The organism is Rhodococcus sp. 1163 (assembly GCF_002091985.1).
Classification (GTDB): domain Bacteria; phylum Actinomycetota; class Actinomycetes; order Mycobacteriales; family Mycobacteriaceae; genus Rhodococcoides.
Genome location: NZ_MKKX01000005.1, coordinates 1 through 17,387, shown reverse-complemented (window position 1 = coordinate 17,387; position 17,387 = coordinate 1). Strand labels below are relative to the sequence as shown.

Genomic DNA, 17,387 nt, shown 5'->3' with positions numbered 1-17,387 from the left:
GTATGTGATTTTCACGTCGGGGTCGACGGGTCGGCCGAAGGGTGTGGCGGTTTCGCATGAGGCTGTGGTGAATCAGTTGGTGTGGAAGAGGTCCGAGTTCGGGTTGGGTGTCGGTGATGTGGTGTTGCTCAAGACCACGGCGACGTTCGATTTGTCGGTGTGGGAGTTCTGGTCGGCGTTGGTGTCGGGTGCGTCGGTGGTGGTGGCGTCGGTGGAGGGGCATCGGGATGTGGCGTATCTGCATGAGTTGATGGTGGCGGAGTCGGTGACGACGTTGCATGTGGTGCCGTCGATGTTGTCGGCGTTGTTGTCGGTGTCGGGTGGTGTGTTGTCGAGTTCGTTGGTGCGGGTGTTGGCGATCGGTGAAGCGTTGCCGGGTGCGACGGCGCAGTGGTTCCGTCGGGGTAATGCGGGTGCGTTGTTCAATTTGTATGGTCCGACGGAGGCTGCGGTGTCGGTGACGGTGCATGAGGTGGGGGCGGGTGATGTTGCGGGTGTGCCTATTGGTGTGCCGGAGTGGAATACGGGTGTGTTGGTGCTCGATGAGCGGTTGCATCCGGTGCCGGTGGGTGTGTCGGGTGAGTTGTATTTGGCGGGTGTGCAGTTGGCGCGTGGGTATGTGGGTCGGGTGGATTTGACGGCGGAGCGGTTTGTGGCGAATCCGTTTGTCGGTGTTGCGGGTGTGGGTGTGGGTTCTCGGTTGTATCGGACGGGTGATGTGGTGCGGTGGGGTGGTTCTGGTGAGTTGGAGTATGTGGGGCGTAGTGATTTTCAGGTGAAGGTGCGTGGGTTCCGGATCGAGTTGGGGGAGATCGAGTCGGCGTTGCGTGGGGTCGATGGGGTGGTCGATGTTGCGGTGGTTGCTCGGGTGGATGAGTTTGCGGGGGATCAGTTGGTGGCGTATGTGGTTGGTGGTGTGGGTGTGTCTTTGGATGTGGGTGAGGTGAAGGTGGCGTTGGGTGCGGTGGTGCCGTCGTACATGGTGCCGTCGGCGTTTGTGGTGTTGGATGCGTTGCCGTTGACGGTGAATGGGAAGTTGGATCGTGCGGCGTTGCCGGCTCCGGTGTTCGAGGCTGTGGTGTTTCGGGCTCCGTCGACTCCGGTGGAGGAGGCGGTGGCGCGGGTGTTTTCTGAGGTGTTGGGTGTTGATCGTGTGGGTGTCGATGATGATTTCTTTGCGTTGGGTGGTAATTCGTTGATTGCGACGCAGGTGGTGTCGCGGTTGGGTGTGGCGTTGGATGCTGTGGTGCCGGTGCGGTTGGTGTTCGAGGCGCCGTCGGTGGGTGGTTTGGCGGTTCGGGTGGAGCAGTCGGTGGGGTCGGGGGATCGGGTTGCGTTGGTGGCGCGGGAGCGTCCGGGTGTGGTGCCGTTGTCGTTGGCGCAGCAGCGGATGTGGTTCCTGAACCGATTCGACACCGAATCCGCGGTCAACAACATCCCGGTCGCAGTGCGGTTGTCGGGAGCACTCGACATCGATGCCCTCAATGCGGCGGTGCGAGATGTACTCGCTCGCCACGAGTCGTTGCGTACCGTGTATCCGGAAACCGATGGTATTGCGGCGCAGGTGATTCTCACTGTCTCGGCTGCGGCACCGACACTCGTACCGCAACAGGTGGATCCGGCCGGTATTTCTCGGCGTGTCGAGCAGGTCATTTCAGCCGGATTCGATGTCACCAGCGAATTGCCGATGCGAGGCGAGCTGTTCCAGGTAGGCACGGACGAATACGTGCTCGTCCTGGTCGCGCACCATATTTCGGCCGACGGTTGGTCGATGGGTCCGCTGACGCGTGATGTGATGGTGGCGTATGCGGCACGTTCTGTCGGTGAGGCTCCTGGTTGGGCTCCGTTGCCGGTGCAGTACGCCGATTACGCGTTGTGGCAGCGTGAGGTCCTCGGTAGTGAGGACGATCCGGATTCGATTGCTGCCCAGCAGGTGTCGTACTGGAAGAGCGCTTTGGCCGGTTTGCCGGACGAGCTGAACCTTCCGACCGACCGACCTCGCCCATCGACTCGCACCTATGAGGGTGGGAAAGCTCCGTTCCGAATCGATGCCGAGCTACATCGTGCGTTGCTCGACGTAGCACGAGCGACGGGAAGCACCCTGTTCATGGTCGTGCACACTGCGATGGCGGTGTTCCTCGCCCGCATGTCCGGCACCGATGACATCGCTATCGGTGCGCCTATCGCAGGCCGGGGCCAGTCCGAACTGGACGACATGGTGGGCATGTTCGTCAACACCCTGGTTTTGCGTACGCATGTCGAGTCGGAGCGCTCGTTCGGTGAAATCCTCGCCCGGGCAAAAGAGGCGGATCTGCAGGCTTTCGCGCATGCGGACATTCCGTTCGAGCGGCTCGTGGAGGTGCTCAACCCGGAACGGTCGACCACCCGTCATCCGTTGTTCCAGGTAGCGCTCTCGTTCGAGAATCTGCCCTCGACCGATCTTCGGTTACCGAATTTGCATGTCAGTGGCGTTCCGTTCGAGGCCAACATTGCGAAGTTCGATCTGTCGCTCACACTGCGCGAGCACGTCCTCTCCGGTGGCGAACTCGATGGCATATCGGCCGAGTTATCCTACGCCGCAGACATGTTCGACGAGTCGACGGTGTCCGACTTCGCGGTGAGATTTGTCCGGTTGCTCAACGATGCGGTGGCGGACCTGTCGAAGCCGGTCGGTGATTTGGAACTCCTGGGCGCTGGTGAAGCCGACGCTCTGACTCATGCGCATGGCGGCGAAGTAGCCTCGGCGTCGACATTGCAGGAGATATTGACGCGGGGAGTCGCTCTCGACCCCGAGGCCGTGGCAGTCCGCATTTCGGGTCGGTCGGTGACGTATCGCGAATTGGACGAGACGTCCTCGCAGTTGGCCCGTGTGTTGATCGGTCGCGGAGTCGGACCGGATACCGTAGCTGCGCTGGCGTTCTCGCGATCGTACGAGATGCTCGTGAGCGTCTGGGCGGTTGCCAAGGCCGGCGGCGCTCACCTGCCCGTCGACCCGAACTACCCGTCGGAGCGAATCGAACACATGCTGTCCGATTCGGCGGCCGTCGTACGCATCACAGCGTCGGCGCACGTCGATGCGTTGCCTGCCGGGAGTTGGATGTTGCTCGACGGCGGCGAACTCCGCGAAGAGATAGCTGCGCAATCCAGCGATCCGGTAACCGATAGCGACCGCACCGCGACTTTGACGACCGATCACCCCGCCTACGTGATCTACACGTCGGGTTCGACGGGTCTGCCGAAGGGTGTGGTGGTCACCCACGCGAGTTTGCGTGGGGTACGCGATTCGGCGATCGACTTGTACGGTGTGAGCCCGGAGAGTCGATTCCTGCACATCTGTTCACCCAGCTTCGATCCTTCCGTCCTCGAATGGATGGTCACGTTCGCTGCTGGTGCTCGGCTGGTGATCGTTCCTTCGGACGTCATCGGTGGCCCTGATCTGGCCGAGATCTTCCTCTCGGAGAAAGTGACTCACTCGATCATCACGCCTGCGGTATTGGGCACGATGGATCCCGAGGGCATGGACAGCCTTAGGGTTCTCTCCGTCGGTGGCGACGTGACCACCTCCGAACTGCTTGCGCGCTGGGCGCCGGGGCGCCGGTACTTCAACGGCTACGGCCCGACGGAGACGACGATCATCTCTACGTTCGCCGAGCTCGAACCGGGACGACCGATCACCATCGGTGCACCGGTTCGGGGTACATCGGCGCTGGTCCTGGACAGGCGACTGCGGCCCGTCCCGGTTGGAGTGGCAGGTGAGCTCTATCTTGCGGGCGAAGGTCTCGCTCGTGGTTACCACCAGCGGGGTTCCCTCACTGCAAGCAGATTCGTCGCCGACCCGTATTCGAGTACGGCTGCGAGGATGTACCGCACCGGCGACCTCGTCAGATGGACCGGACCGGAGGTTCGGGAACTCGAATTCGTCGGGCGCTCGGACTTCCAGGTCAAGATTCGTGGTTTCCGCGTCGAACTGGGAGAGGTCGACGCTGCGCTTGCCGCTCACCCGTCGGTGGCTTTCTCGGCTACCCTCGGCAAGGATCTGCCCTCTGGTGCAACGGTTCTCGTGTCCTACGTGATGCCTGCAGTCGGTGCCTCGGTGGATCCGGTTGTGGTAACCGAGTTCGTGCGGCGGACGTTGCCGTCGCACATGGTGCCGTCGTCGATCGTGATTCTGGACGAGGTCCCATTGACCCCGGTCGGCAAACTCGACCGCCGCGCCCTTCCCGAACCGGTGTTCGAGGAGCAGGTGTACCGGGCTGCCGAAACCGATATCGAGGAGATCATCGCCGAGGTCTTCGCCGATGTATTGCGTATGCCGAGGGTAGGAGTCGACGAGTCCTTCTTCGCGCTCGGGGGCGACAGCATCGTCTCGATCCAGCTCGTCTCGCGGGCCAAGGCTCGAGGTATCTCCTTCACTCCGCGTGATGTGTTCGAACGTAAGTCGGTTGCCGGTCTCGCCGAAGTGGCGGTCCGACTCGATGATTCGGACCGTGCCACGGTCCTGTCCGAACTGCCGGGCGGCGGCATCGGCTCGATGCCACTGACTCCGATCATGCGCAAGGTGACCGAAGCTGGTGGGCGCTTGGATCGGTTCTCCCAGTCGGTGGCGGTCGGTCTGCCTGCAGAAATCGATCTGGCTCTTCTCACTGCCACCCTGACTGCGATCGTCGATCACCACGACATGTTCAGGGCGGTATACGCGAACGGTGAAATGGCCGTTCGGGAACAGGGCAGCGTGGATGTGGGCGCGGCCATCGACAGGGTTCGCGTGGACACTTCGATCTCGGGTGCTGATCTCGAGGCTCTGGCCTCCGACAGACTGTCTGCCGCAATGGGGCGTCTGAATCCGGCCACGGGTGCGATGATCCAGTTCGTCTGGTTCGACTTCAGCACCGGAACGCCCACCGCAGGCGACACCGATACCGTCGAGGAAAGTCGACGCGGTGTGCTGCTCATCGTGGCCCATCACTTCGTGGTCGACGGTGTCACGTGGCGCATCCTGCTCCCCGACCTCGCGGTCGCGTGGTCGCAACTCGCTGCGGGGCAGCAGGTATCGCTACCAGCCGTGGGCACCTCGATGCGCCGGTGGTCGCATGGGCTGATCCAGGCAGCCGCAGCGCCGTCGCGCCGTGAGGAACTGGCGATCTGGAAGTCCTTGGCGAACTTCGACGATCCTCTGGTGGGTCGCAGGCCGTTCGATCCGACGGTCGATGTCGCAGGTACCGTCGAGCGTGTCGAAGTTGAGATTTCGGCCGACACGACCGATGCGCTACTGACTCGCGTGCCGCGCCTCTATCGAGGTGGCGTCAACGATGGGTTGCTGGCAACCCTGGCATTGGCAGTGGCACGGTGGCGTCGAAATCGTGGAATCTCCACCACGAGTGCGCTGTTCGCACTCGAAGGGCATGGCCGCGAGGAAGCGGTCGTCCCTGGTGCCGATCTGTCGCGGACCATCGGTTGGTTCACCAGTGCTTATCCCTTGGCGCTCGATCTGGACGGAATCGACATCGACGACGCGTTTGCCGGTGGTGCCACCGTCGGTGCGGCTGTCAAAACGGTCAAGGAGCAAATTCACCGTGTGCCCGATCGCGGGATGGGGTACGGACTGCTGAAGTATCTCGACGACGAGACCTCCGCAGAACTGGAATCGGTCCCGTCCGGTCAGATCAGCTTCAATTATCTGGGTCGGATTTCTTCGTCCGAGATTCCGGCTGAGCTGGCGGACTTCGGATGGGCTCCGACGGGCGCCCTCGGGTCTTTGACTGCCTCGATGGACGAGGACATGCCTGCCAACTCGACCATCGATATCAACGCCATCGTCACCGACGGCCCGGATGGTCCGAGATTGGGTGCTACGTTCGCCTTCCCGAACGGGCTTGTGGACCCTCCGGACGTTTCAGAGTTGGCTGATCTGTGGATCGAGGCGATGGAAGCTCTGTCCGATCACAGCCGAACCTCAGAGGCGGGTGGCCTGACGCCATCGGATCTGACGTTGATCGAATCCACTCAGGACGAGATCGATTCGTGGGAGTCTGCCTACCGAGGCGTCGAAGACGTGTGGCCTCTGACTCCGCTGCAGTCCGGGCTGTTGTTCCACGCGATGATGACCGAATCGACGGTGGACGTCTACACGATGCAGGCTGTACTGGACCTGTCCGGTGTCGTCGATACCGATCGTTTGCGGGCTTCCGGGCAGGCGTTGCTCGATCGCCACAGCAATCTCCGAGCCGCGTTCGTCGCCGACAGTGACGGCAGCCCGGTCCAGGTGGTTCTCGGCGCTCTGGAACTGCCCTTCCACGAGATCGATCTGATGGATGTTGCCGAGGACTCTCGACGCGCGGAGGCGAAGCGGATACTTGTTGCCGCTCAGGCGGAGCGCTTCGATATGTCCGCGCCACCGCTCATCAGGTTCACGCTGATCAAGGTCGCCGCGGATGCATGGCACCTGGGCATCACCAGTCACCACATCCTGCTCGACGGGTGGTCCATGCCGTTGCTCATGCAGGATCTGTTGATGCTGTACGCAGTCCGTGCCGACACGTCGGTGCTGCCCCGAGTACGACCGTTCCGGAACTTCCTGTCCTGGCTCGACGGCCGTGACCGAGAAGATTCGCTCGATCGATGGGCGGCCGCCTTCCACGGGGTGTCGGAACCGACGCTGCTCACCGAAAGCGCACGCCCGTCGGGGGCGGTACCGGGGATCGGCAAGATCGAGGTCTCGCTGACCGAGGATCGCACTGCCGTGCTGTCCTCGATGGCCTCGAAGCTGGGTGTGACGGTCAACACTGTCGTGCAAGCGGCGTGGGGGATCCTTCTGGGGCGTCTCACCGGACGCGCAGATGTGGTTTTCGGGGCTACGGTGTCGGGCCGGCCGGCCGACCTAGCAGGCGTCGAGTCGATGGTCGGACTCTTCATCAATACGTTGCCGGTTCGTGTGGATGTCGGAGACGGGCACTCGCGGGCAGAGACTCTGGTGCAGTTGCAAGGACAGCAGGCGGATCTGCTCGATCACCACTACGTGGGTCTGACCGAGATTCAGCAGCGCATCGGTGTGGACAGATTGTTCGACACGCTCCTCGTGTTCGAGTCCTACCCCATCGACCGCGACGCGATCGCCGCGGCAAGTTCGGTCGATGGCCTTCAGATCACCGGTGTAGGCGTCGACGACGCCACGCATTACCCGTTGACGGTTCTGACGGTCGTCGAAGCAAGACTCGAGCTGACGTTCAAGTACCTGGACACGGTCCTCGACGGTCGGTACGTCACCGATCTGAGTCGGTGGTTCCTTCGGATTCTGGACGCGTTGATCGACGAGCCCGCTGCACGAGTGGGGACGATCGACCTTCTGGATGCGAACGAACGAGAGCAGGTCGTCATGGCCTCGACCGACCTGGATTCCGGCACACAGGGTGCGCGTCGATCCGTGGGTTCGGATATGCAGGTGCTTCCTCAGGTCCTCGCGGAGATCGTCGAGGACGACCCGGAGGCACCCGCGATGGTCTCCGGCGAAGATGAGATCAGCTACCGAGCACTCGATGTCGCCTCGTCCACACTTGCTCGATCGTTGATCGATCGAGGCGTCGGACCCGGAATGTCGGTTGTCGTACATCTTCCTCGTTCGACGACGGCGATCGAGGCATTGTGGGCAGTGGCAAAGACCGGTGCTGCGGTGATTCCTTCGCAGCCCGGATCGCACAGTTCGGTCCCCGAAGGCACCTTCGGTGTCACAGTCGAGCAGTACCGCGACACGGCACCGACGGGTCCGACCTGGCTCGTTGTCGACGACGCCGAATTCGCCCGAGAAACAGCGTCCCGACCGCGGCATCCGGTCTCGTACTCGGACCGATTGCAGTCTCTGTCCGGAGATCACAAAGCTCTCACTCTGGCTTCGGGTTCGCTCACTCAGTCGGAATTGATGCTTCGCATAGCGGATTACGCCGATCGATTCGAGCTTGGATACGACACCCGTAGCTACCACTACGGATCGTTCGATTCCGACGCGTCCGCCTTCGAGGCCTTTGCGGTGACCTCGAGAGGTGGCGCTCTCATCATGGGCGAGCCGAACATCGACGTCCCCTCGGTGGCCGACCTGTTGTTCGACTCGTGGGCGACACACGCGTTCGTGCCGATCGAGGTACTCGAGCAGTCAGGTCCGGAGGATCTCGACGACCTGGTAGTCGTGATCGTCACAGATGGGCCCGCGACGGGTGATGCAGTCGAGACATGGACGGACGGGCGGACTGTGACTCACATGTGACCCTCGACCTGCCCTGTGGGCTGGCGAGGTAACGGATTACGCCTGAAAAGGGATAGATGTCCGAGGCGTGCGAACCCGGTCACGGTCGGCTCGAATCGATCATGTGGTGGTGAGCTGAGCCGGGCTCGCTAAACTTGCTCTGCGCGTTCCACCCCGGGACGGCCGTTCGACACTGGGCTGTCTGTTCAGCCATGTCTTTTCGGCGACTCGGGGAGAGTCCGAGCCGAGACCATCGAATTTTTCGACAACGAAGGTGATCCGCATACATGACGTTCCGTACCCGGCCAGATCGAACACAGGGCTCGACGACATGAGTGCGAGTGAATCCCGCAGTCGGGTCGACGGTGCTACCCGTGGAAGCGGTCGCCGGTCACGAGGAGAACGTCCGAACCGTCGCCATGGCGTCCGGACAGAGCTACTTCCGCAGCTGCTGACGAGTGCCGTCGAAACAGCAGGCGATTCGATTGCGCTGATGTCCTCAGGAATCTCGCTCAGCTACCGCGAGCTCGACGAACGGTCGTCGAAGCTGGCCAGAGCGCTCATCGAACGAGGGGTCGGTCCCGGCGACCGAGTCGCGCTGGCTCTTCCGAGGTCGGTCGAATCCGTCCTTGCGGTATGGGCAGTCGCCAAGAGCGGAGCGGCATTCGTGCCGGTGGATCCGAATTATCCTCCCGATCGGACACAGCACATGGTGTCCGATTCGGGAGTCGTACTCGGTCTCACTCTCGAATCGTTCGCAGCAGGCCTTCCCAGCGGAGTCGACTGGCTCGTGCTGGACGAGCCGAGCCTTGCAGCGGCCGTCGAGAGTTACCCAGCGCACCCGATCTCCTATGCGGATCGGGTTCGACCACTGCTCGAGTCGCATGCGGCTTACATCATCTACACGTCCGGATCGACAGGGCTGCCCAAGGGCGTCGTTGTCACCCATTCCGGTCTCGGACCGCTCGTGGCAGCGGAGCGACCGCACTATGGTCTCTCGTCCGACTCTCGAATGTTGCACGTCTGTTCGCCCAGTTTCGACGTGTCGGTCCTCGAATTGCTGCTCGCGTTCACGTCCGGCGCGACGCTCGTGGTGGCTCCCGCGTCGGTCGGGGGCGGCGAGGAGTTGGCCGATCTGCTTCGTGAGAAGCAGGTCACTCACGTGCTCATCACCCCGGGAGCGTTGGGGTCGGTAGATCCGAACGGCCTTCCCGACCTCGAAGCGGTCGTCGTGGCCGGTGACACCTTCACCGGTGAATTGGTGACGAGATGGGTCGGTGCCGAACGCGGTCCAGGATTGCAGCAGCGTCTGTTCTTCAACGGTTATGGACCTACCGAAGCGACCATCCTGGCAACGAGTACGGCGCCTCTCGTGGTGGGCGAAGCACCGGTCATCGGCACACCGATCCCAGGTGTCGGTGCATTCGTGCTCGACAACCGGCTCCGTCCAGTTCCGGCAGGAGTCAGTGGCGAGCTCTACCTAGCGGGTGCGCAGCTCGCCGAGGGATACAACAAGCGATCAGCGCTGACTTCCGAACGATTCGTCGCCAATCCGTTCCCAGAAGCGACGGCAACCGGGCAGAATGCCTCGGGAACCGGCACCCGCCTGTATCGCACCGGAGATGTCGTCCGACGTGACTCCGACGGCATTGTTCACTACCTCGGCCGTAGCGACTTTCAGGTCAAGATTCGTGGCTTCAGGATCGAGTTGGGTGAAGTCGACAGCACGCTCGCCACTCATCCGCATGTGCAGTTCGCTGCTACCGTCGGTCGCGAACTTCCTTCCGGTGAAACAGCATTGGTGTCGTACGTACAACCCGCTGCAGGTGTGGACTTCGACGTCGACGAGCTTGTCGAACATCTTGGCCACACGCTGCCCGCACACATGATTCCGGCCCAGATCATCGAGCTGGATTCGGTTCCGCTCACTCCGGTCGGCAAGCTCGACCGGGCGGCATTGCCGGAGCCGGTCTTTGCCGGCAAGGAATTCGTGGAGCCGGTGACCGAGTTGGAGAAAACCGTCGCCGCAATCTTCGCCGAGGTGCTCGGAGTCGAACGCGTCGGCAGAACGGACTCGTTCCTCGATCTGGGTGGAAACTCTCTCGTTGCAACCCGGTTGGTTGCGCGTCTCGGCGCGGCCCTGGACGTCAAAGTCCCGGTTCCGCTGCTCTTCGGAAATCCAGCTGTCGGAGACCTCGCTCGTGAGATCGAGTCACGATCACTCGGTGACGCGCATGCTGCTCTGGCTCCACGCAGTCGGCCCGACCGAATTCCGCTCTCGCTCGCCCAGCAGCGGATGTGGTTCCTGAACAGGTTCGATACTGCGTCTGCGGTGAACAACATCCCGGTTGCGATTCGGTTGTCCGGCCGGCTCGATACGAGTGCGTTGTTCCATTCCATCCGTGACTTGATCGAACGACACGAATCTCTTCGAACGTCGTACCCGGACCATGACGGCGTCGGATTTCAAAGCATCGGTTCCGTGGACGACGTTCTCGCCGAGCTCACTCCGATCATCGTTGATCCGGACCATGTCGCCGCCGCCGTGATGGATACGGTATCGGGTGGATTCGATGTCACAACCCAAGTGCCACTTCGGGTGCGGCTTCTCCAGGTCTCGGCCGAGGAGCACATTCTGGTGTTCGTGGTACATCACATCTCCGGCGACGGAGTTTCGATGGGGCCCCTCACTCGCGACGTGATGACGGCATATCACGCGCGAACACAGAACACGGTGCCCGATTTCGCGCCGTTACCCGTTCAGTACGCGGACTACACCCTGTGGCAGCGCGACATCCTCGGATCCGAACTCGAGTCGGATTCGGTCATTTCCGATCAGATCGAGTACTGGACGAAGGCGTTGGCGGACCTTCCGGCCGAGCTATCGCTGCCGTTCGACCGCCCCCGGCCTGCGGTCGCGTCGAATCTCGGTGCCACACATACGTTCACAATCGATGCCGATACGCATCGACAGATGCGGTCTTTGGCGACGGCGTCGGGCGCCAGCGTGTTCATGGTTGTTCACGCGGCACTCGCCGTGCTGCTGTCACGGCTTTCTGACTCCACCGATATCGCCGTGGGCACCCCGGTAGCGGGTCGTGGTGACGAGGCCCTCGACAACCTTATCGGCATGTTCGTCAATACGCTCGTGCTTCGTACCGATACGTCCCCGAACCTCCGTTTCCGTGACCTGCTGGACTCCGCACGCGGGGTGGATCTCGAGGCGTTTGCTCATGCCGATCTGCCGTTCGAGCGGTTGGTGGAGATTCTGGATCCAGAACGAAGTGCTGCACGCCACCCGATCTTTCAGGTCATGTTGACCTACCAGAACATGGAACCGTCTCGGTTCACCCTGCCGGGCCTGACGGTGACGGGCGTGGACCTCGATGTCGCGATAGCCAAGTTCGATCTGCAGTTGGCGGTAACCGAGTTGGCGTCGGACGCTGGTGGCGAAGGCCCGCTGGCCGTCGAATTGACCTATGCGCGTGAGGTGTTCGATGAAGCAACCGCGGTCGGTTTTGCTCGAAGGCTGACCGCGATAGTCAGCGCCGTCGTCGCCGATGCCGATGTAGTGATCGGTGATATCGAGATCGTGGACGAGGCAGAGCGCGTGGCGCTGAGCGCCGAGGGCACCGAACTCGTCGATGGCGGCGATGCAACGCTCGTGGAGCGTTTCGAAGCGGCCGTACGCGCTAACCCGGGGGCGCCGGCCGTCACCAGTGGCGATGTCACTCTCACCTATGCGGAGCTGGATGGCAAAGCGAATCGGATTGCACGGGCGTTGTCGGCGACCGGTGTGGAACCGGAAAGCTTGGTAGCGGTCGCGCTGCCGCGGTCGGTCGATCTGATCGCGGCGATTCTCGGGGTTCTCAAAGCCGGTGCGGGATACCTCCCGATCGACACGAGCAATCCGGCAGATCGCATCTCGTACATCCTCGGGGATGCAGTCCCCGGCGCCGTGATCACGTCACAGACGGAACTCTCCTCGATCGGCGCGTTCGACTGTCCCATGGTCGACGTCGATTCCGCTTCGGTCACCGAGCTCGACGGATCCGCACTCTCCGGTTCCGAGCTGCCGAGAAGCGCTTCCGCCGACAACGTCGCGTATGTCATCTACACATCCGGTTCGACTGGACTCCCGAAGGGTGTTGCCGTCACCCACCGAAACGTCACAACGCTGTTCGCGGCCGCGGCGCAGCGGTTCGAGTTCAGCAGCGAAGACGTATGGACCATGTTCCATTCCTACGCATTCGACTTCTCCGTCTGGGAGATCTGGGGACCGTTGCTGTCCGGTGGCCGGCTGGTGACAGTGGATTACTACACCTCTCGCTCGCCCGAGAAGTTCCTCGAACTGCTCGCGCGCGAAAGCGTCACCGTGCTGAATCAGACACCGTCGGCGTTCGCTCAGCTGGCCGAGGCGGAACGTTCGGCGGGGGACCATGCGCCGGTACTTTCCCTGCGCTACATAGTGTTCGGTGGTGAAGCGCTCGATCTGAGCTCGTTGGAGCGTTGGTATTCCCGTCATCCGAACGGTCCACAACTGGTCAACATGTACGGCATCACCGAGACCACCGTGCACGTGTCCTTCCTCGCTCTCTCGCGGGAAACAGCGCACAGGGCAAGAGCAAGTGTGATCGGCGACGCGTTGCCAGGGTTGACGGTTCGTGTTCTCGATTCGCGGCTGGGTCTCGCGCCCATTGGCGTGGCAGGCGAGCTTTACGTGAGCGGCGGACAACTTGCTCGCGGTTACCTCGGCAAGTCGGCACTCACCTCGACTCGGTTCGTGGCCGACCCGCTCGGACCGAGTGGAACGGTGATGTACCGGACCGGCGACCGAGGCCGCTGGAATGCTGGTGGACAGCTCGAATATGCCGGACGCACTGATACCCAGGTTCAGCTGCGCGGGTTCCGCATCGAACTCGGTGAAATCGAATCGGCGTTGCTCCGAAATTCCGACGTCGCCCAGGCGGTGGCGATGGTTCGCCGAGATCTGCGTCAGGGCGCCGACACCGAAGACCGTGAGGGTGAGTCTCTCGTCGCGTACGTCGTGCCCTCGGCCGGAGCGTCCATCGACGTCAACCGATTGCGTTCTGATGCAGCACAATTCTTGACCGCCTACATGGTGCCGGATCTGATCGAAATCCTGGACGAATTGCCGTTGACGGTCAATGGCAAACTGGACCATCGGGCACTGCCGGTGCCGGTGTACGCGTCGGGGTCACCCTTCCGTGCACCGAGCACCCCTGCCGAAAAGGCAGTCGCCGAAGTATTCGCAACAGTTCTGTCCCAGGACGTGGTGGGGGCGGACGACTCCTTCTTCGAGCTCGGCGGCAATTCTCTCGATGCAACCCGCGTCATAGCCAGGCTGAACGCGGCACTCGGCAGTGATGTGTCCGTTCGAGAGCTGTTCGAAGCTCCGACTGTGGCAGCTCTCGCGTCGTGCGCCAGTCGTCATCTCGGTGTAGGTGGCCGAAGGACGCTGGTTGCTGCCGAACGTCCCGAGCGCATTCCGCTTTCGCTTGCCCAGCAACGGATGTGGTTCCTCAACCGCCTCGATCCAGGCTCGTCGGTGTACAACATTCCCTTGGCGATTCGACTGGCCGGTGTACTCGATCTCGAGGCACTCGACAGTGCCATCCGCGATGTGATCGACAGGCACGAGAGCCTGCGAACGAGTTATCCGACCGACGCGGACGGCCCATTCCAGCAGATACTCGAAGTCGCCGATGTCGGACTCGACCTAGCGCCGATTGCATGCGCGAGCGAAACCGAACTGATCGATCGGGTTCGCGGCACCATCTCGCGCGGCTTCGACGTGTCCACCGACATACCGGTCAGGGCCGAACTGTTCGCGCTCACCGAAACCGATCATGTGCTTGCAGTATCGGTTCATCACATCTCGGCAGACGGGGTGTCCATGGCACCTCTCGCACGAGATGTGATGACGGCGTACGTCGCACGGATCTCCGGTTCGGCCCCTGCCTGGGCTCCGCTGACCGTGCAGTACGCGGACTATGCGCTGTGGCAGCACGACGTACTGGGTGACGCAGAGCAGGCCGACTCGATCGCAGCCGGTCAACTCCGTTTTTGGACGGAACAGCTGGTCGGTGTCCCGGACGAGCTGGATCTGTCCACAGACCGGCCGCGTCCGCCTCAACAGTCGATGCGCGGTCGATCCTGGGCTACGTCGCTGACTCCGGAGTTGACAGATTCGCTGAACCGGATCGCGCGCGCCAACAACGCATCGTTGTTCATGGTCGTCCATAGCGCGCTTGCAGTCCTGTTGGCTCGGATGAGCGGCGGACGTGACATCGTGATCGGCACTGCAGTCGCCGGTCGCGGTGACGCCGCGCTCGATGGGCTGGTCGGAATGTTCGTCAACACGCTCGCCCTTCGGGTGGACGTCGATCCCGCGGATCGATTCGATGACCTTCTCGACCGAGTGCGGAGCGTCGACCTCGGCGCTTTCGCCAATGCGGACGTCCCTTTCGAGCGGGTAGTCGACGCAGTGTCCCCGACCCGCTCGGTCGCCCGCCACCCGATCTTCCAGGTGGTTCTGTCGCTTCAGAATCAGGAGCAAGCCACACTCGAACTTCCGGGGTTGTCCATCTCGGTTCTCGACGGCGGTGAACTGGCGGCCAAGTTCGATCTTCAGGTGACGGTAGAACGCGTCGGTGATCGATTGCAGGTCGTGTTCACCTATGCGACAGATCTGTTCGACGAAGAGTCGATTTCGCGCTTTGGAGAGCGTTTCACCCTGGTGCTCGACGCGATCGCCGGCAGCACCGAGGTGATCGTCGGTGACATAGACATCCAATCCGATACAGAGGCCGACCAAGGGCACGTTCTGACGGCCGCACCGTCGGTCGACATCGCGGCAACCGTTGGTGTGGAAGGGACAACCCTCGCCCAGGTGTTGCGCACTGTGGTCGACGAAGACCCCGACGCGCCTGCCATCTCGATCGGCGACGTCGACATCACCTTCGGCGAGGTGGACGAACAGTCGTCGCGGCTGGCACGTGAGCTGATCTCGCGGGGTGTCGGACCTGGGGATGCGGTCGTAGTCGCCATCGAGCGGTCGGTCGAGCAGATTGTCACGCTCTGGGCTGTCGCCAAAAGCGGTGGTGCAGTAGCCGGTCCCACATCGAGCAGCGCGGTCCTGGGCATCGCGGCGACGGTAGAGGCGGTCGAGGATTCGGTCGGCGAGTGGATCGTCCTGAGCGATGACTCGGTGATCAAGACCCTTGCCGAGCGTTCCTCGCGTCCGGTGGCGTATTCGGAACGAGTGCGACTTCTTCGCCCCGAGGATCCGTTTGCCTTCTTCGATGGGGTCGACCCACCTCTCTCCCACGGCCCAACTCTCTCCCACGGTGATGTCGTCGCGATCGCAGACTCGCTACGGGGAGTCCTCGGGGTGAGTTTCGAGTCGCGTACGTACGGGACGGCGAGGTTCGGCACCAGATGGTCTCTACTGGAGTTCGCGCTCGCAGCGTCAGCAGGCTCGACGATGGTCGTGTCGGCGCCTGGTGAGCCCGAGGATCCCGAGGCCGTGATCGGCGAGCATTGGGTGACCCATGCGTTCGTCTCTGGTGCCCAGAATGCGGCCTTGGAAGCGGGAATCGAGGCGGAAGACCTCGTGTCCGTCGTTCTGACCGAGAACCCGGTCGATACGCAGCTTCCGGCGTCGGACTCCGCTGCAGGCTGGACCATCTTCGGCTGACGGTCCAGCCGTCGTGCACGAGTGGACCGTGGCCGCGTGTGAACACTCGAGGAAAACCTGCACGTTACTTGCTTCCTGCATGTTTTCTGTGTGTTCACTTCTATCTCGGTTGTATTTCGGCCGAGAAGCTAGTGCAACTCAATAATAAAAGGCGTCGACATAGTGAGCGGCTCCGATAACCGAAAATAATACGGTCCGCCGTGCGCGCTCAGAGCGCATCTCAGGGCTTGTCAGGGTCAGGTGGCCCTGTTCGTGCACGGCGTGAGTGAGTGCAGATCGGTCGGCGCTTGGTAACCTTCGGAGTAGATTCTGGACTTGTAAAACAGACTTTTCATTTTGATTGTTGCGTAATTTACCGCTATAACAGCGCAATCACGGCACAATCTCGACGTTGAGTCAGTCCGTATCCCGACCGATTGCGAGGTACTGCCCACCGATGAATGCGAAAAACCCGAACTCGGACGACATCGAATCCGACGTCACCCTGGATCCGTCGGCCGCAGGGCCGGCGAGATCAGGTCGATCCAGCGGGCGTAACAAGGACAGGCGTAAGCCTCGCACTCGTCGGGCGCGCGTTGCTCTTCTGCCGGATTTGTTGGCGTCGGCGGTGGAGCGGAGTCCGGATTCGTCGGCGTTGGTGTGTGGTTCTGCTGAGGTGTCGTATCGGGTGTTGGATTCGTTGTCTTCGCGGTTGGCTCGGGTGTTGGTGGGTGCGGGTGTGGAGGTGGATGGGTTTGTCGGTGTGGCGTTGCCGAGGTCGGTGGATTCGGTGGTGTCGGTGTGGGGTGTGGCGAAGTCCGGTGGTGCTGTGGTGCCGTTCGATCCTGGGTATCCGGTGGAGCGGTTGGAGCGGATGGTGGTGGATTCGGGGGTGCGGGTCGGTGTGACGGTGCGTGAGTTCGTGGGGTTGTTGCCGTTGGGTGTGGAGTGGATCGTGTTGGATGATCCGGCGGTGGTGGCGTTGTTGGCGTCGGTGTCGGGTGATCCGGTGTCGGCGGTGGATCGGGTCGGGCGTTTGCGGGCGGAGTCGGCGGCGTATGTGGTGTATACGTCGGGGTCTACTGGGGTTCCGAAGGGTGTGGTGGTGACGCAGGCGGGGTTGGCGAATTTTGCGGTGGAGCAGCGTGATCGGTATGGGTTGACGGGGGAGTCGCGGACGTTGCATTTTGCGTCGCCGAGTTTCGATGCGTCGATGTTGGAGTTGTTGTTGGCGGTGGGTGCGTCGTCGACGATGGTGGTGGCGGAGGCGTCGGTGTTCGGTGGGGTGGAGTTGTGGGAGTTGTTGGTTTCGGAGCGGGTGTCGCATGCGTTCGTGACTCCGGCTGCGTTGGCGTCGGTGGATCCGGTGGGGTTGGTCGATCTTCGGGTTGTGGTGGTCGGTGGTGAGGCGTGGTCGCCTGAGTTGTTGGGTCGGTGGGCGGTGGAGCGTGGTGT

At 62.2% G+C, this 17,387-nt stretch carries 3 protein-coding genes; all 3 read left to right on the top strand.

The genetic code is table 11. From position 1 onward, the window contains the following. The first annotated feature begins 4 nt into the window (after positions 1-4). Positions 5-8,254, top strand: a complete 8,250-nt coding sequence (locus BJD99_RS00870; RefSeq protein ID WP_256895252.1) for a non-ribosomal peptide synthetase — start codon at positions 5-7, stop codon at positions 8,252-8,254. Positions 8,255-8,564: 310 nt separating this feature from the next. Further along, entirely contained in the window at positions 8,565-15,953 is a 7,389-nt protein-coding gene (locus tag BJD99_RS00865) for a non-ribosomal peptide synthetase (protein WP_084344885.1), read from the top strand. A 436-nt stretch (positions 15,954-16,389) separates the two neighbouring features. Further along, positions 16,390-17,387, top strand: a 998-nt coding sequence (locus tag BJD99_RS00860; RefSeq protein ID WP_143541982.1) for an AMP-binding protein, incomplete at its 3' end; no start/stop codon positions are given.